This is a genomic window from Klebsiella planticola (assembly GCF_000783935.2).
In the GTDB taxonomy this organism is placed as follows: domain Bacteria; phylum Pseudomonadota; class Gammaproteobacteria; order Enterobacterales; family Enterobacteriaceae; genus Klebsiella; species Klebsiella planticola.
Genome location: NZ_CP026047.1, coordinates 4,387,707 through 4,403,975 on the forward strand (window position 1 = coordinate 4,387,707; position 16,269 = coordinate 4,403,975).

16 protein-coding genes are annotated in these 16,269 nt (G+C 57.4%); 11 read left to right on the top strand and 5 right to left on the bottom strand.

The window, feature by feature from the left end; all coding sequences use genetic code 11:
• Positions 1 to 39: 39 nt before the first annotated feature.
• Entirely contained in the window at positions 40 to 891 is an 852-nt protein-coding gene (locus MC50_RS21055; RefSeq protein ID WP_032687790.1) for a Vmh family MBL fold metallo-hydrolase, read from the bottom strand.
• A 113-nt stretch (positions 892 to 1,004) separates the two neighbouring features.
• On the opposite strand from MC50_RS21055, the gene MC50_RS21060 reads away from it, so the two are divergent.
• The 8 genes from MC50_RS21060 (at position 1,005) to MC50_RS21095 (ending at position 8,322) form a co-directional block, all read left to right on the top strand.
• Positions 1,005 to 1,889: a LysR family transcriptional regulator gene (locus MC50_RS21060; RefSeq protein WP_032687789.1), complete on the top strand. Its 885-nt coding sequence runs from the start codon at positions 1,005 to 1,007 to the stop codon at positions 1,887 to 1,889.
• 248 nt (positions 1,890 to 2,137) lie between these two features.
• On the top strand, positions 2,138 to 2,920 hold the full coding sequence (locus tag MC50_RS21065; protein ID WP_047664874.1) for an SDR family oxidoreductase: 783 nt from the start codon (positions 2,138 to 2,140) through the stop codon (positions 2,918 to 2,920).
• Entirely contained in the window at positions 2,917 to 3,294 is a 378-nt protein-coding gene (locus MC50_RS21070; protein ID WP_032696237.1) for a nuclear transport factor 2 family protein, read from the top strand. The genes MC50_RS21065 and MC50_RS21070 overlap by 4 nt, the downstream gene beginning before the upstream one ends.
• Before the next feature lie 10 nt (positions 3,295 to 3,304).
• Positions 3,305 to 4,174 (top strand): fumarylacetoacetate hydrolase family protein, encoded by an 870-nt coding sequence (locus tag MC50_RS21075; RefSeq protein ID WP_047664875.1) that lies wholly within the window; start codon positions 3,305 to 3,307, stop codon positions 4,172 to 4,174.
• Positions 4,174 to 5,397: a DUF3500 domain-containing protein gene (locus MC50_RS21080; protein ID WP_047664876.1), complete on the top strand. Its 1,224-nt coding sequence runs from the start codon at positions 4,174 to 4,176 to the stop codon at positions 5,395 to 5,397. Before MC50_RS21075 ends, MC50_RS21080 begins: the two co-directional genes overlap by 1 nt.
• A 318-nt stretch (positions 5,398 to 5,715) precedes the next feature.
• Positions 5,716 to 6,894, top strand: a complete 1,179-nt coding sequence (locus MC50_RS21085) for a hypothetical protein (protein ID WP_223306624.1) — start codon at positions 5,716 to 5,718, stop codon at positions 6,892 to 6,894.
• A 67-nt stretch (positions 6,895 to 6,961) separates the two neighbouring features.
• The gene (locus MC50_RS21090) at positions 6,962 to 7,342 is read left to right on the top strand and encodes a RidA family protein (protein ID WP_032687782.1); all 381 of its coding nucleotides are present in this window, start codon (positions 6,962 to 6,964) and stop codon (positions 7,340 to 7,342) included.
• A gap of 131 nt (positions 7,343 to 7,473) precedes the next feature.
• Positions 7,474 to 8,322 carry a DUF2218 domain-containing protein gene (locus MC50_RS21095; RefSeq protein ID WP_032687780.1) on the top strand — a complete coding sequence of 283 codons (849 nt, stop codon included), beginning with the start codon at positions 7,474 to 7,476 and terminating at the stop codon, positions 8,320 to 8,322.
• Positions 8,323 to 8,394: 72 nt separating this feature from the next.
• Here the strand turns inward: MC50_RS21095 and MC50_RS21100 are convergent, their stop codons facing one another.
• The 4 genes from MC50_RS21100 to hpaD form a co-directional block, all read right to left on the bottom strand.
• The gene (locus tag MC50_RS21100) at positions 8,395 to 9,441 is read right to left on the bottom strand and encodes an amidohydrolase family protein (RefSeq protein ID WP_032687778.1); all 1,047 of its coding nucleotides are present in this window, start codon (positions 9,439 to 9,441) and stop codon (positions 8,395 to 8,397) included.
• Between the two features lie 45 nt (positions 9,442 to 9,486).
• A complete protein-coding gene (locus MC50_RS21105) occupies positions 9,487 to 10,776 on the bottom strand; it encodes an FAD-dependent monooxygenase (protein ID WP_052135800.1) in 1,290 nt (429 codons plus the stop codon).
• Positions 10,777 to 10,830: 54 nt separating this feature from the next.
• The gene (locus tag MC50_RS21110; protein ID WP_049264376.1) at positions 10,831 to 12,066 is read right to left on the bottom strand and encodes an MFS transporter; all 1,236 of its coding nucleotides are present in this window, start codon (positions 12,064 to 12,066) and stop codon (positions 10,831 to 10,833) included.
• Between the two features lie 88 nt (positions 12,067 to 12,154).
• Positions 12,155 to 13,168 (bottom strand): 3,4-dihydroxyphenylacetate 2,3-dioxygenase, encoded by a 1,014-nt coding sequence (gene hpaD / locus MC50_RS21115; RefSeq protein WP_047664878.1) that lies wholly within the window; start codon positions 13,166 to 13,168, stop codon positions 12,155 to 12,157.
• 340 nt (positions 13,169 to 13,508) lie between these two features.
• On the opposite strand from hpaD, the gene MC50_RS21120 reads away from it, so the two are divergent.
• The 3 genes from MC50_RS21120 to MC50_RS21130 all read left to right on the top strand — a co-directional run bounded on the left by MC50_RS21120 (position 13,509) and on the right by MC50_RS21130 (position 16,103).
• Positions 13,509 to 13,940, top strand: coding sequence for an OsmC family protein (locus tag MC50_RS21120; protein ID WP_032696231.1), 432 nt, complete (start codon positions 13,509 to 13,511; stop codon positions 13,938 to 13,940).
• Between the two features lie 127 nt (positions 13,941 to 14,067).
• Positions 14,068 to 14,937, top strand: coding sequence for an oxygenase MpaB family protein (locus MC50_RS21125; RefSeq protein ID WP_032696230.1), 870 nt, complete (start codon positions 14,068 to 14,070; stop codon positions 14,935 to 14,937).
• 209 nt (positions 14,938 to 15,146) lie between these two features.
• A complete protein-coding gene (locus MC50_RS21130) occupies positions 15,147 to 16,103 on the top strand; it encodes a Dyp-type peroxidase (RefSeq protein WP_047664879.1) in 957 nt (318 codons plus the stop codon).
• Positions 16,104 to 16,269: the final 166 nt, after the last annotated feature.

The following is a 16,269-nucleotide window of genomic DNA, read 5'->3' on the forward strand; positions in this document are numbered from 1 at the left end:
AACATCGTCAGGCCCCGGTTCAGTTGCAGGCGACGCTTGTTACCACTTCATCTCGCCGGTATTCACTTTCGCGCTGAGCTCGAGAGAACTCTCTTCCGCCAGATTTGGCCAGCGCTGCTTCATTTCGGCAATCACTCCGGCGGAATCTTTATGGGCTTTCAGCGCCTGCTCAAACTGCTGCAGATAGTCGCGGGTGAAGGTAATCGCGCGATCGCCGGCCGGCGGCGTCCCGAGATAGTGACCCGGAATCACCTGCTGCGGGTGCAGGGCGGCCATATCGTCGAGCGTGGTGCGCCACTGCTGACGACTTTCCGCGCTCTGGGTGTCGGCGGTCCACACGTGCATGCCCCAGGCCACGCCGGTGCCGCCGAGGATCGCTTTATTCGCCGGGATCCACACGAATGCCGCGTAGTGCTGCGGCTGGAGGATGCGGACTTTCTCGCCGTCGATAGTAAAGGTGTTAGCTTCAATGACCTGCGGCGTATAAAGCTGCTTTGGCGCGCCGTCTTTCATCTGCGGGCCCCAGAAGGCCAGTTTTGCCGATTTGGTCGCCTCAATATGCTTAACCACCTCCGAGGTCGCCACGATTTTTGCCTGCGGGAAGGCCTTCACCAGCGGCTCAAGGCCAAAGTAAAAGTCCGGGTCGCCGGAGGTGATGACGATGCGGGTCAGCTTTTTGCCGCTTTTACGGATCATCTCCACCAGCTTCTCGCCGTCTTTAACGCTAAATTGCGCGTCAAACAGCACCGCCTCATGCGGACCGGAGGCCAGCGTCGAGTTGACGGCGAAGATACCTTTATCCTGCGGGTTATAGGTCTGCAATGTTAAAGGTGCGGCAAAGGCAGCGGAGCTGAACAGTGCGGTGGCAACGGCAAGGGCGGATAATTTCATGGTGGTTTTCTCTGTGTCTGATCAATAACGCTATTTTACGGATTTCCTGATTTGCGAAAATTCCTGAAAAAAGAGATGCTGAGTTTCATAAAACGTGCAGATGGAAGTGAAAGATGGACAGAATTATTGCCGCGCAGGTCTACATGCGGATCTGCGAACTGGGGAGCCTGAGCGCAGCGGCCCGCGCGCTGGGGATGTCGCGCCCGATGGTCAGTCGCTATCTGGAACAGATGGAACACTGGGCGGGTACCCGCCTGATTCACCGTTCGACGCGTAAATTAACCTTAACCGCCGCCGGGGAGAAGGTGCTGCAAAAAACCCGCAGCCTGACGCAACTGTCGGATGAAATTGCCGGGCAGACCGAGCGGGCGGTGCCCAGCGGCACGCTACGCGTCGCCTGCGCTCACTTTACGGCCATGCAGCTGATTTCGCCGCTGTTACCCGATTTTCTCGCCCGTTATCCCCAGCTGCGTCTGGAACTGGATATCAATAACCATCCGGTGAGCCTGATCGGCGAGCGTATTGACGTGGCGATTCGTATCACCGATAACCCGGAGCCAGGAGCGATTGCCCGTCGGCTGGGGGTCTGCCGTTCGGTGCTGTGCGCATCGCCGCGCTGGCTACAGTTACATGGCCAGCCGCAGACGCCGGCGGAGCTCAGCGCACATAACTGTCTGCACTACAGCCATTTCGCCACGCCGACCTGGCAGTTCAGCGATCCGCAGGGCGAAGCCGTCTCCGTGGCGGTCTCCGGCAACCTCAGCGCCGGGATCTCCTCATTACTGCTGGAAGCGGCGGTAGCCGGATGCGGTATCGCGATGCTGCCGGAACTGGAAGCGCAGCGCGCGCTCAACAGTGGGGCGTTGAAGCCGGTGTTGCCGGGCTGGACGCCGAAAGCGCTCAGCGTGTACGGCATCTATTTATCGCGCGACTATCAGCCCAGCGCGTTACCGCTGTTCCTCGATGAGATTCAACAGCAGCTGGCGCAGCTTAGCTAGCGCACTTTCGTCCCGCTGATCCTGCGTCGCGCCTTGTGGGCGCGCGTGCTCCGGCCATCTCCCCCCTCGCTACCTGATACAGGGCGGCGCCCGCACGTCGATTTCTGGTTCCCGCCGACAGCGGCCGCTTTCGTGAGCCATCTCCGACTTTCATCTAATCCTCTGGTTGATATCTAGACATATCGTAATTTGAGATATATCAATATATGTACATTATTTTACCAATAATTAACATTCAGGAGCGGAGAATGGATCTGGGGATTGGCGGAAAACAGGCTTTCGTCTGCGCATCATCGCAAGGGCTCGGTCTGGCCTGTGCGACGGCACTGGCGGCAGAAGGCGTGAACGTCACGCTAAACGGGCGTTATGAACAGAAGCTGGCGCAGGCGGCATCGGCGCTGCGTCAGCGCTTTCCTCAGGTTGCCGTCACGACCGTCACTGCCGATCTGACGCAGCCGGCGGGGCGCGCGGCGATCCTGGCAGCCTGGCCGAAAATCGACATTCTGGTGACGAATAACGCCGGGCCTCAGCCCGGCGTACTCGCCGACTGGCACGAGGAGGCGCTGCTGGGGGCGATGGCGGCCAATTTTGTTCCAGCGGTACAGCTGATTCGCGCCTGGCTGCCGGCGATGCAGCAGCAGCGCTTCGGGCGGATCGTCAATATCACTTCGGCCATGGTCAAAGCGCCGCACTACATGATGGGGCTATCCACCTCGGCGCGGACGGCGCTGACGGCCATCAGCAAAGCAATTGGCCGTGAGGTGGTGGCCGACAATGTGACCATCAACAATCTGCTTCCGGAGCGGATCGATACGCCACGCCAGGCATTTATGCTGCAGCGGCTGATGGATAAAGAGGGTATCAGTCTGCAAGAGGCGCGCCGACGCAATGAGGCGACAATCGCCGCCGGGCGCTTTGGCCGCCCGGAGGAGTTCGCTGCGGCCTGCGCCTTTCTCTGTAGCCAGCAGGCTTCCTATATTTCCGGACAAAACCTGCAGCTCGACGGCGGTTCCTATGAGGGGCTGCTATGAATGCGGATGTCCTGGCGCTATTGACGCTTGAGACGCAGCGTCAGCAGGCACTGGTGGCCGGTGATAGCGTGCGTCTGGCGGCGCTCCTGGCCGACGATCTTGTTCATATTCACAGTACCGGAATGGTACAGGGTAAAGCCGGGTTTCTCGAACACGTGGTGAAAATGGGCGGCTTTGTGGCTATCGAACGGCCAACGCCTGACATTCGTCTGCTGGGCGATATTGCCCTCATCAGCGGCGAAACGCGCAACGTGGTCCGTTCACTGCACGATGGCGCCGAAAGGGTTCGCCACGGTTTTTCCACGCTGGTTCTGCGTCGTTCCCCACAGGGCTGGCAAATTATATTGTCACAAATGACGCCCTTTGCGGCGTAGAAGGAGTGTTATGAAGCTCGTGCGCTACACCCACCACGGACGTACCCGGCTTGGCAAAGTGGTTGATTCTACGGTCATTGATTTATCAGAAATCACCGGCATCGACCACTCCATGCGCCAGTTGCTCAACGAGCTGCCGGCGCTTCGCGAACGACTTGAGCGGGTCGCCGGGCCGGCCATTGCGCTAGAGGAGGTCCGCCTGGAGGCCCCGATTCACGACCCGCAGAAGTTTCTCGGCATTGGTATGAACTATCGCCAGCATGCCGAGGAGGCACGCCGGGCGGGGATCGCGATCCCGTCATCGCAAATGTGGTTTAACAAGCAGGTTTCCTGCATCAGCGGGCCCTTTGATCCGGTTGTTAAGCCGCGCATCAGCGAGCAGATGGATTATGAAATTGAGCTCGGTGTGGTTATCGGTCGCCGCTGCCGCCACGTCTGTGCCGGCGATGCCCCCGCGGTGATTGCCGGCTATCTGATCGTCAACGATCTCTCCGCGCGCGACTGGCTGAAAAAATCGCCGACCTTTACGCTCGGTAAATCATTCGATACGCACGGGCCGCTGGGACCGTGGCTGACGACCTGCGATGAAATTGCCGACCCGCTGGCGCTACAGATGACGCTAACGGTGAACGGTGAACAACGTCAGCACGCCTCTACCGGCGATATGATTTACAACATATATCAACAGATTGAGTACCTCTCATCGGTGATGACCCTGGAGCCGGGCGACGTGCTCGCTACCGGAACACCATCCGGGATTGGCGCGCCGACCGGGCGCTTCCTGCAACCGGGCGATCTGCTGCATCTGACCATCGACGGCCTCGGGGCGATAGAACATCGCGTGGTGGCAGAAGACGACGCTATAGCGTGGGAGGCGTGATGAGCAGTAACTCTTTTCGTGATTATCTTCTGCCCGCCGATGCGCCACGTATTCTGGCCGCGCGCAACGTGGATGTCGCCACCTATGGCGCCCGGATGCTGGCGACGGAAAAGGCGCGTGACCTACAGGCCCAGTGGCAGGCCAGCCTGGATGAAACGTTTCGCGGGATCACCACTGACGGCAGGGTACGCGATGGGCTTTTCGCGTTAGCCGATGAAGGGTTTGCCGTCGACGAGGCGGTCGCCGTCGCCAGGGCGCTGCTGCTGACGCTGGAGCCGTCGCAGCGCCAGCGCGTCTGCCAGCCGATAGATGCGCCGCAGTGGCGAGCCTGGTATAACCCGGAAATTCCGTTCAATGACTACGGCGTGCGCCTTGAAGCGACCTCTCCGGCGACGCGCGACGCGTTTCTCGGGTTACTGAGGGCCTGCACCAGCGAGCAGGGATTTCGCAAAGTGTCGCGCCTGATGGATGCCAACCATTTCCTTGGTGAGCTGTATGACCTGAATAACATCATGAACCGCTGGAGCTTCCATTTTATGCTGTTCGGCGAGCCTTCTGCGGAGCGGCCCTGGGGGTGGAGTATCTACGGCCATCATGTCGCGTTTTGCTGCTTTATCGTCGGACGTCAGTTGACTATCGCCCCCACGTTTATGGGCGTGGAGCCAAACGTTATCGATCGCGGCGATGACAGTGACGCGACGTTGTTTACCGACGAAGAGCGCTGCGGTCTGGCGTTAATGCAGGCGTTGACTCCGCGTCAGCAAAAACGAGCAACGATTTTCCAGCAGATGGAAGATCCGGCCATGCCGCCAGAGCGCTTTAACTTTGCCGATCAGCGCCATCTGGGCGGGGCGTTTCAGGATAACCGCATGATTCCGTATGAGGGAATTTGTGCGGCGGAGTTCAGTCCGGCGCAGCGCAAGATGTTAATGGCGACGATTGCCTGCTTCCTCGATTTTTTGCCCGATGCTCCGCGACAGCGGCGGCTGGCGTGCATTGAACAGCATCTTGAGGAAACCTGGTGGTGTTGGATTGGCGGCTGCGGCGATGACGATGTCTTTTATTACCGTATTCAAAGTCCGGTGGTGATGCTGGAGTTCGATCACCATAGCGGCATGTGGCTGACCAATGAGCAGCCGGCGCGTTTTCATATTCACACGATTACGCGGATCCCGAATGGCAATGATTACGGCAAAGCCTTATTGGCGCAAACGCGCAAATAAATCTGTTGGTTTTAATTTCTGTTGATATCACCCGTCGCGAACCCTGGGGCGTAGCGCGGGTGGGCGCATTGACGCGCCATTCTCTATGAGCCTGCCTGAACAGGCTCCGGGCGGTAAATAAAAAAATATCTCTGTCTCCTACAATGAGGTTATCTGGCAATGGAATTAAACTGTTCATTCAGAGTCTCAATGCTGGCGTTATTTCCGCTGGCGTTGATGTGCGGCAGTTGTTACGCAAATACGGTATCCACGGGTGGCGACTCTGATTCATTCAACGACTGGCTTTCGCAAGGGAATATTTACGGCGAAGTCAAAACTATGCATTTTTTTAAAGAATTTAACGGTACCGTCGCGGATAAACAAACGCACGCCTTTGGCGGTGATATTCAATACGTCAGCCCGGAACTTTATGGTTTTAGTTTTGGTGTCGCAGATTATGCTTCGTGGAATTTAGGCCTCAATCCCGATAACAGTGAAAAGACGGAAATTTATCTGCCGGCGGATAATATCAATGTTCTGGGCAAGGCTTATCTGCGCTATCGGGGCTATGGATTTAATTTGCAGGGGGGACGAATTGCGCTCGATACGCCTTTCGCCAACGGTGGCGAAGGTCGTACCATGATTCCTGCCTTATATGAGGGGTTTGGCGGCGATTACTCTTTGCTGGATAAGCAGCCGTTAAAGCTGTATGGCTACCGAATCTATCGTTTCAAACCCTTCAGCTCCGATACCTTTGGTAAGGGAGATACCGGGGCGCCCGAGGTCGATGATACGACGATTCCCTCGGTCGACAGCGATGGTTTCTCCACCTTCGGTCTGCGCTATGGCCAGCTGTACGATGCCCAGGCCGAGGCCTGGTATTATCACTTTGATAAACGTGCGCAGATGGCTTTTGTCGGCGGCGAACTGCCGGTACATGGGCTAAGCGTGGGACACTGGACGCCATTTTTCGGCGCACAGTATTTGCATGAATGGGATACATCGGATCAGTCCTGGCCGTATAAAAATATCGACACCGATCTTTATTCTGCGCGAGTGGGGGTGCGCTCGCGTAATCATAGTTTCTCGGTGATTGCCACTCATGTTCCCAGCAAGGACGGGGCGTTTTTAAATGGCGCCTATTTCGCGCCATATAATTTCGGTATTTATGACACCACGCCGATTGAGGCCGGGCAACCGCTGGCATCGATGATCACCAGCAATCAGCCCGGCGACGCGCTGGCGCTGCGCTATGTTTATCATAATCAAAACGCGCTGGCGGTATTAGGCTATACGCGTCTGAATTTAAAAGACTCCAGCGGGATTTATTATCCGATTGCCGCTAAGGATATTAATGCCGGATTTATGATATTGGGTTATAACCTGACCCCGCGATTACATGCTGAATTTGAATTTGACTATATTGACTCGCCGTCACCGGTAACCGGTGATTATCATGCGGAACGTCTACGCCTGGTTTATAAATTCGGCGCGATGATGCCGGACAGTGAATATTAATCGTGACGATATTGTCATTTTATGAGTATCAGGGTCTGCCGGCGGTAGATCCTGACTGGAGACAAATATGAGTAACAGAAAAAGTATTTACAGCGAGGCCTTTGTTCACGCCAATCCCGTGCCTGCCGCCTGTCGGATTGGCAATATGGTCTTTTCCGGTGTGATTTATGGCCGCGATCCGCAGACCCGGCAGGTACCGGACGATCTTGATGGCCAGTGCGCGCTGATGTTTGCCCATATCAAAACGCTGATTGAGGACGCCGGCGGGACGCTGGACAACATTGCCCGACTGACGCTGTTGATGGCGGACAGAAACGAACGCGAAACGGTGAACCGCCACTGGATCCGCTATTTCCCTGATCCGGCATCGCGTCCGGCCAGGTACGCCATCGATGCCAAACTGAGCGGCAATATTCGCATACAGTGTGATTTTATCGCCGTCCTTTAACCCACTTTTCGCGATCGTTTCTCCGCTTTCCCGCGCTTATTCCGTTGGCGAACAAAATTCAGGCCTGCGCCATCTCTTTAAGATATATTTAAAGTTTAGTTATGTTGCAGTGGATGATAAAGGAGTCGACGATGGAACAAACACAACGCTCCGGAAAAAAATCCGCCGGTAACGACAACGCGACGGCTGTCCCGCAGAATGCGGGTCAGTCCGGGCGTCGTGGGCGGGTATTCGATTACGGTGAGCTACGCGTGCTGCTCCTGGCGATGCTGTCTGAACAGCCGAGCCATGGGTACGAACTCATTCATGACATTAAAGAACGTTTTGGCGGGTTGTATAAGCCCAGCCCGGGGGTAATCTATCCGACCCTGACCTGGCTGTATGACCGCAACTATGCGGTTATCGATCTGGAAAAGGGCGGCCGCAAGCGCTACAGCATTACCGAAGAGGGCCGGGCATGGCTGACGGCTAATCAGGCGGTCATGGATATGCTCAAGTCGCGGGTCGCGCCGCAGGCTAACCGGGAATCGCCGGCGGTGCTGGTAGAAGCAATGGACCACCTGAAGCGGGCGCTGAGCCTGCGGCTGAAATATGAACCGCTGCCTGCCGGTATGGTCGTTAGCCTGGCGCAGGCGATTCATCTCGCCGCCGAACGCATTGAACATCTGCTGACCACGCCGGCTCCGGCAGAGGGCGTGCACACCAGTATCGCCTGCATCAGTACGCCCAATGCTTCGCGATTTATGCGCCGCCTGTGCAGCCATTTCCAACATCGCACGCCGGTTGTCAGCGATGAGCACAGCGGGCAGTTTCGACTGAGCATCGGTGAGGTCCGGCTGGATGTGCAGGATAATCTGTTGCAGGTTACGTTGAGCGCCACGGAAACCGACGATCTGGCCGAGATGGAAACCATTGTGGAGCGCCATCTGGCGGAAGCAGCGGTACGTGAAACGTTAGATATCCGCTGGCAGCGGACGTAAAAAAACCGGCAGAGGGCTGCCGGTTTATCGCTTTTGGCCCCGGTAATCTGACGTTTAGCGGGGCCGATTTCGTTAATCGAGATGGAACATCCGTGCGGCGTTGCCGCCGAGAATATTGGCCTTATCTTCCGCTGAAATATCCAGACTCTGAATGGTGTCCACCCCCTGGAAGAACCAGTCCTTGCGAATCGGGTAGGAGCTACCGTAGAGAATATTTTTCCCGCCGATCACCTTCACCGCGGCCTCCAGCTGAGCTTTACCCCATTGCGGCGCGCCGGAAGTATCGAAGAAGATGTTGTTGCTTAACTGCGCGCGCAGATTGCCGGTGCCGGTCTGGAAACGGTCGACCGCATCGTTGAACTGATGCTGCGGCGGTACCAGCATATCGGCGAAGGCGTAAAACGCGCCGCCCAGCATGGAGTGGATAAAGCGCAGGTTCGGCAACTCGTCAAACATGCCGCTGAACAATTCGCGTCCGACGGCGGTGGCCTGGTCGATGCAGCGCCCGAACTGGCGGCGCTGGTTGGTGTACGGCAGCACGGAGTTAAAATCCACAGGCAGCGGCGTATGGTGAACCACAACCGGAACTTCCAGCGAGTTCAGGTAGTTGAGGTAAGGGCGGAAGGCCGGATCGTCGAGATAGATCTGCCCGTAATGGGCGACAATCTGCGCGCCGCGGAAGCCGAGCTGATTCAGGCAGCGGTCGACTTCGCGCAGACACTCTTCGGTTCCCCACGGCGGAACGACCGCCAGCGCCGACATTTTTCCGCCGCTGCGCTTAACGTATTCGGCCATGCGGTCGTTGACCTTTTTGCAGGTCTCCAGATCCAGCCATTCCTGCCATACCGGAAGACGGAAAATGGCGTGGTCGACGCCGGCTTTTTCCATGTCTGCCAGCTGGCTTTCCAGCGTGTACTGACCTTCGGCGTAGTTGAGGTTCACATAGCCTTTCGGCTGTTCGATGATCAGCTGGCGCAGCGGTTTGCCTTCAATCTGCTCCACCCGGGTGTGGACCCCGTACTGTTTCGGCACGCAATCCAGAAATGCATTCAACAGTTTGGCGTCAGAGAACAGGTCGCCTGGCAGCCAGTGCATGTTGGCATCGATAATTTTACTCATGCGTTCTTTCCTTTTGTTTTTGGTGTCATGTTGGTTTGTGTGGGGCTATTTCTGTTCGGTGGCAAAAACGGACTTATATTTACCGGGCGCTACGCTCTCCTTATTTCCGGGAATCTGCATCCCGGCTTTGGCGTGGTATTCGCTGAAGATAGCCAGCGCCTCTTCGTGGGGGAAAATGGCCTCGATATCGTCGAACGGTTTCCCGCCGCTGCGCTCTTCGACAATCCGGCGCACCACCTCAGGGCCTTCGCCGCGTGAAGCCAGCACCAGCCAGTTCACCTTCTCGCGTCGTTCTTCCTCGTAGGCCCGCAGCGCCGCAACCGGATCGGCCACTGTGCTGAGCTTCTCAGCCAGCACGCGGGCGTCGACAAAGGCCTGACAGACGCTGTTGCCGCCGCGCGGATACATGGCGTGCGCGGCGTCGCCCAACAGGGTGATACGGCCAAAGGACCACCGTTCGAGCGGATCGTGATCGATCAACGGGAAGAGATAGCATTCGCGGGCGCGGCGGATCATGTCGCTGACATCCAGGAAACCGAGCTGGCAATCATCGAAAACATGCTCAATCTCTTTGACGCCGGTTTCCTGATTCCAGTCCTCTTCGCTTTGCGGTTTTTCGGCCTGCTCAATCACCCAGTTGACCAGCTGATTTCCCTGGCCATCGACGTTGTCCTGGATGGGGTAGACGATCAGGGTGCCCTGACGAATCGGATCGCCGATGTGCAAAATCGAGCCGCCGGTTTTGATCGGCGGCATTACGGTGACGCCGCGATACAGCGTCAGGCCGGAAAAGTGACTACGCTGAGAGGCCGGGAGCAGCTGACTGCGCACCACGGAGCGAATGCCGTCAACGCCAACCATCACGTCGGCCCGTACCTGCTGCGGGGCCGCCGGGTTCAGGCTGTTATCAAACGTGACGGTTACCCCATGATCGTCCTGGCTGACGCTCAGGCAGCGACAGCCGAGGGTGATGGCATCGGGACCCAAACGCTCCTGAACGGCACGGTAGAGCATCATTTGCAGATGACCGCGATGTACGAAGCGCTGGTCATGTTCATAGCCCATGTGACGGCCGCACTGTTCGGCGAAAATCTGCTGGCCGTAGCCGGTATAAAAAATAGATTCCTGCGCTTCGACGGAGATCTCGCAGAAGGCGTCGTACAGACCGAGTTCGGTCAGCTCTTTCACCGCGTAAGGTTTGATATCTACCCCGACGCCAAGCGGCTTAATTTCCTGAACGGCTTCGAATAAACGTGGTTTAAATCCCTGCTGGTGCAGTCGCAGGGCCGCAGCCAGCCCTGCCGGACCGGCACCAATAATGACGATATCCAACATAATGACTTCCTCAGATTGTTTTATCGGCAGGCCCGATAGCCTGTCATGCTTAGTTCACGGACGATTTGTTGATGCTGCGCCGTCCGGGGCGCGCTGTTCAACCGCCGGTTTATGGTTCGGATCCCGTAGCCAGACTGGAATACCGACCAGACAGACCGCCAGCCCCGCCAGCACCAGCAGAGAGAGCGAGTGGCCGGTGTGGTTTTGCAATGCATGGAAAAACAGCGGCGGTCCAAGAAAGACGCCAATCAGCGTCAGTTGGGTGATCAGCCCGCTGGTGGCGCCGATGCTGTCACGAGAGGGAGCGACGATCGGAGCCAGCGCCCACATTCCCACCAGCAATCCGCTGCCGAAGGTGAAGATCCACGACGCAACAAGTGACGGCCACAGCCCTATTTGCAGGCTAAAAATAACCAGCGCGGGAATCCCGGTGAGGACGATGCCTGAGGCCCCGATCCATGTCGCCCTGACGCCGCGGTTGAGCAGGGCGCCCACCATCAGACAGCCAATGCCGTTACAGACCATCGCCACCACGTTCCAGCGCGAAACCACCAGCGCATCCACGCCGTAGCTTTTTGCCAGCCATGGGGCGAGGGTGGTGATGACGCCGGTTTGCAGAAAAGCATCGGCGCCGAAGGAGATACCCAGCAGCCACGGTAGCGGGCTTTTCAGCACGTCACGCAGGCCACGGGTGCGGGAGAACATGACTTTTTCCTCCGCGCTCCGCCGCGGCAGGCACAGCTGCGCCAGTACCACCAGCAGCAGAGTCAATACGGAGTGGGCGAGGAATGCCGCCCGCCAGTCGGCAAAGTGGTCGGCGAGACCGGCCGACAGGAACGGCAGCAAAAAACTGGCGGGAACAAAGGTCGACCACAGCGCCATCGCCATCGTGCGCTGCTTACCGGTGGTGATGCGAATAAGCAGGGTGACGGCGGCGACGGCCGTCAGAACATAGCCCACGCCGGTAATGGCGCGGCAGATGAGCAGTAGCTTAAAGGTTGGCGCGGCAATCACCAGCAGATCGCCAGAGACGATGATTATCGCGCCAATCAGCAGCACCACCCGATCGCCGATGCGGTCGACGGTATATCCGGCCAGCAGCGCGCCGAGGGCAACCATCAACGAAGGGAGTGACATCACCAGTCCCACCTGGCCGTGGCCGGTAATATGAAAATCTCTGGCAATGGCCCCCAGTTCGGTAACCGCTTCACTGACGGTCATCGCCGCCATGACGCCAAGGGCGTAGGTCACCAGAATTCTGAGGTAAGCATTTTGTAAAAATGTAGCCACAATCGTACTCCTGAATGCTGTTAAATTTGCTCGCGGACCGTAGCCGGTACCGGGAGCGATGAGGTACAGCGCGTAACGATGTGCAATATCAGGCGTCGTTCGCCATGGCCAGGAAGCGTTCCAGGTCCGGCGGATCGACCCGCAGCGCGGGCGGCTGCGGCGTCACGCCGACGAAGGGGGTGGCTTCGGTAAACCACTTATTTTGTGCCGGCAGCCCCCACTGATCGGCCCGTTTCGGATCGGCAAGATCCCAACCGACGGCAGGTTCGGGATCGATATGCTGGTAATGGGTGTTGAACAATTCGATGCGATGACCGTCCGGATCGCGGAAATAGATAAACAGCGCGCCGCTGATGCCGTGGCGTCCGGGGCCTCGTTCCAGCTGTGGCGCATAGCCCAGGGCTCCGGCGACATCGCAGGCGCGAATCATGTCGTTAGTATCCGGGATGGTATAGGCGAAGTGGTGCAGACGCGGACCGACGCCGTTTGTAAAAACGATATCGTGAGGATTGCCTTTGCGCTGCATCCACACGCCCCACAGCTGCTCTTCTCCGTCCAGTTCAGACCAGGTGTATTCACTGGTGCGAAATCCCAGCCGCTGATAGAAGTCAAAAGCGGTGCGCACGTTACTGGCCTGCAGCTGGTAATGATCGAGACGCTGAGCGCAGGCGCCGCGATAGCGATGGTACTGTTTAAACATTCTTTCGCGCGGTTCCATGGTCGCGCAGAACTCCAGCGGCACGCCGATGCTGTCGCTGACGTGCAGCGTCAGACCCTGCCAGGGGACCTCCACCAGTTCGGCGTTCGCTCCCTGGGCGGCGAAATAATCCCGTGCCCGTTTGACGTCGTCTTCACTGTGGACCCGCATACCGATGCGTGCGCAGCCAGGCTGTGCGCTTTTACGTAGCACCAGACTGTGGTGACCGCGCTCTTCCAGACCTCGCAGCCAGACGGTGGAGGCATCTTCGTCGCTGACGATCAGGCCCACCAGTTCGCGATAGAAATGTTTGCTTGCCTCGAGGTCCCGTACGTTCAGGACGATATGGCTGGCCCGTGTCACGTTAAAAGGAGGCTGGCCGACTATCTCATTGATTTGTTGCATTGTAGGGTTCTCTCTTTCAGTCATCGCTACAGGTATCGGATACGTGGCGGCTCTGCGGCCGCCTGTTCTGATCATGACAAAGCTCAATTGAGATATATCTTTTATCACGATATATCGTGTTATGAAGTGATAGTAGATGAGCGGAAAAAATTCGCTATGCCGCGATGATGAAAATGTGATCTGTTGCGCGAATGTTAATCATTGTCATTTTCGTGTTAAAAATAACGACAGGCGACGCCGTCTGATAATTTTTTGTTTTATAGGGGATTTTCCTAATCCACCGCCGAAAGGCGCCTCACCATCTATACTCTGGATTCGACATACCAACAGGAGCGATTACATGGCAATCCATAAGAAAGGTCAGGCGCACTGGGAAGGCGATCTCAAAAGCGGTAAGGGGACGGTTTCGACGGAGAGCGGGGCGCTGAGCCAGCAGCCCTACGGTTTCAATACCCGTTTTGAAGGGGTGAAGGGCACCAACCCGGAAGAGCTGATCGGCGCCGCCCACGCCGCCTGCTTTTCCATGGCGCTGTCGCTGATGCTCAGCGAAGAGGGCTACACGGCAACGTCGATTGATACGGTGGCCGTTGTCACCCTGGACAAATCCGGCGGCGGGTTTGCGATCACCAAAGTGGCATTGCAGAGTCAGATTGTGCTTCCGGGCATCGATGTCGATATCTTTGACGGCATCATTCAGAAAGCCAAAGCCGGTTGCCCGGTTTCGCAGGTGTTAAAAGCCGATATTAGCCTCGATTATCAGCTTAATCCTTGATCGTCCGGTGCCCGTTAACGACGGGCACTCCCATCCGCCGTTTATAGCGATAAAGTCACCTCTGGCCCATGAGTCCGGCGCCGAATAATGGTATGTTTTGCTGTCACGGACAGAATCAGGCACAGCAATGACCCGCATACGTGGAATGATAGAAGCTCAGGTACTGGGCTTAACCGGCATGGCGCTGAAAGAGATCGACTTTGAACATCCGAAAGGGGAGCCGGGACTGTTTGGCCCGCAGTCAGCCATCTGGCAGGTGCATGGCGATTTCACCTCGATGCTCTGCGGCGGCGTGAGCGCGCTGCTCTTGCAGATGCTGCATCCGCTGGCACTGGCTGGCGTCTGGGACCACTCCAACTTCCGTGAAGATATCTTTGGCCGCCTGCGGCGCACCAGCCAGTTTATTTCCGCCACCACCTTTGGCACCACCGTCGACGCCGAGCGCCTGATTGCCAAAGTGCAGGGGATTCACTTACGGGTCAGCGGGCAGGATAAGGACGGCACGCCTTATGCGGCCAGCGATCCGGAGCTGCTCACCTGGGTTCACGTGGCCGAATGCAGCAGCTTTATGGCTTCACATCTGCGCTATAAGCGCACGGTAGTGACTCAGGCCCGTCAGGAACAATATTTCCACGAGGCGGGGGAGATCGCCCGTCGTCTGGGGGCGCGGGATATCCCCGTAACCCCGCAGCAGATTGCGGAGTATTTACACGATATGCGCCCGCGTCTGCGCTGCGATGACCGCACGCGGGAGGTGGCGACCGTGCTGCTGACGACCCGTTTACCGGGTCGGTTGAGCCGGCCCGTCGGGCATCTGATGATGCGCGCCGGGATTGATCTGCTGCCGCCCTGGGCGCAAGCGATGCTGTCTCTGTCGCTGAGCCCTCTACAACGGCATACCGCCCGTCTGGCGGTCCACGGCGTGGCGAGAGTGCTGCGCGCTTCGGTGCGCAACGGCGCCTATCATTGCGCGATGCGGCGGATGGCGGCCAATTAACCCACGGCGACGCTGGTCGGAAACCGTCCCGGCCATTATTCAGCGCGAAAATACCCACTCCGCTTATATTTCCAGCCTGTTTATCGACGCCATATCGATTAATTTTTTCTATTTCTTGACATTCCCTCATTATTTATAGGTTATATGCAGCAACGGCGCAGCGTTAAATCCGCCGCGCGTTTTCATTTTCGCAAATAGGGTGGGACTCCATGCAGATTAATGAACCTCAGGCTATAACCTTACCGCTGCCGCGCACGGCGATTTTTATCGTCGCCACGGTTGCGCGCTCGGCGGAAAGTCTCGCGCGGGTTCGCGACTGGTGCGATGATTTTGCCGCCGTGGTACGCTCGGTCGGTACCCGCATGCCCCAGGCCGGGTTGTCCTGCATCTGCGGTTTCGGCGCCGATATCTGGCCTCAGCTGTTTGGTCAGCCGGTGCCGAAGCAGCTGCATCCGTTTCGCAGCGTCGGCAGCGGCGAACGCGTGGCCGTCTCAACGCCGGGCGATCTGCTACTGCACATCCGTTCAGACGATATGGGGCTAAGCTTCGAGCTGGCCGCGCAGCTGATGGAAAAACTGGGCAGCGCGGTGACGGTAGTGGATGAAGTCCACGGCTTTCGCTATTTCGACCGACGCGCGATGATTGGCTTCGTCGACGGCAGCGAGAACCCGCAGGGGCGGGCGGCGGCGGATTTCACCCTCATCGGCGATGAAGATGCCGATTTTTCTGGCGGCAGCTATGTGATTGTTCAGAAGTATTTGCATGATATGGCCGGCTGGAACGCCCTGACCGTCGAGCAGCAGGAGCGCATTATCGGCCGCAAAAAAATGAGCAACATTGAACTGGACGCCGACGTGAAACCCTCCTGTTCGCACAGCTCGTTAACCACGCTTGAGGAGAACGGCGAGGAGGTGAAAATCCTGCGTGACAATATGCCGTTCGGTAAGCCCGGGATGGGGGAGTTTGGTACCTATTTTATCGGCTACGCCCGTTCGCCAGCGCCGATTGAACAGATGCTGGAAAACATGTTTGTCGGCCGCCCGGCTGGCAATTACGACCGTCTGCTCGACTACAGCCGCCCGGTGACCGGTAGCCTGTTCTTTGTACCGTCGGCCACGCTGATGGCGTCGTTATCCTCCCGCAGCGGCAATCAGTCACGGCAGTAACAGAATAACCCTGCTGAAATTCGGGGAAAGCAATTTCCCCGCACTTTATTTCATCTTATTTCATCGCCGCGCCCGGCTGGCATATTGCCTGATAAATAAAAAGGGAACATAATTCCGCGGCCATTATTTCATCGCTAATTAATGGTCAATAGCAACCGCATTGTCG

Bases quoted from the DNA above. Each gene is read 5' to 3' on its own strand.
- MC50_RS21055 (WP_032687790.1), bottom strand. From the start codon at position 891: ATGAAATTATCCGCCCTTGCCGTTGCCACCGCACTGTTCAGCTCCGCT.
- MC50_RS21060 (WP_032687789.1), top strand. From the start codon at position 1,005: ATGGACAGAATTATTGCCGCGCAGGTCTACATGCGGATCTGCGAACTG.
- MC50_RS21065 (WP_047664874.1), top strand. From the start codon at position 2,138: ATGGATCTGGGGATTGGCGGAAAACAGGCTTTCGTCTGCGCATCATCG.
- MC50_RS21070 (WP_032696237.1), top strand. From the start codon at position 2,917: ATGAATGCGGATGTCCTGGCGCTATTGACGCTTGAGACGCAGCGTCAG.
- MC50_RS21075 (WP_047664875.1), top strand. From the start codon at position 3,305: ATGAAGCTCGTGCGCTACACCCACCACGGACGTACCCGGCTTGGCAAA.
- MC50_RS21080 (WP_047664876.1), top strand. From the start codon at position 4,174: ATGAGCAGTAACTCTTTTCGTGATTATCTTCTGCCCGCCGATGCGCCA.
- MC50_RS21085 (WP_223306624.1), top strand. From the start codon at position 5,716: ATGCATTTTTTTAAAGAATTTAACGGTACCGTCGCGGATAAACAAACG.
- MC50_RS21090 (WP_032687782.1), top strand. From the start codon at position 6,962: ATGAGTAACAGAAAAAGTATTTACAGCGAGGCCTTTGTTCACGCCAAT.
- MC50_RS21095 (WP_032687780.1), top strand. From the start codon at position 7,474: ATGGAACAAACACAACGCTCCGGAAAAAAATCCGCCGGTAACGACAAC.
- MC50_RS21100 (WP_032687778.1), bottom strand. From the start codon at position 9,441: ATGAGTAAAATTATCGATGCCAACATGCACTGGCTGCCAGGCGACCTG.
- MC50_RS21105 (WP_052135800.1), bottom strand. From the start codon at position 10,776: ATGTTGGATATCGTCATTATTGGTGCCGGTCCGGCAGGGCTGGCTGCG.
- hpaD (WP_047664878.1), bottom strand. From the start codon at position 13,168: ATGCAACAAATCAATGAGATAGTCGGCCAGCCTCCTTTTAACGTGACA.
- MC50_RS21120 (WP_032696231.1), top strand. From the start codon at position 13,509: ATGGCAATCCATAAGAAAGGTCAGGCGCACTGGGAAGGCGATCTCAAA.
- MC50_RS21125 (WP_032696230.1), top strand. From the start codon at position 14,068: ATGACCCGCATACGTGGAATGATAGAAGCTCAGGTACTGGGCTTAACC.
- MC50_RS21130 (WP_047664879.1), top strand. From the start codon at position 15,147: ATGCAGATTAATGAACCTCAGGCTATAACCTTACCGCTGCCGCGCACG.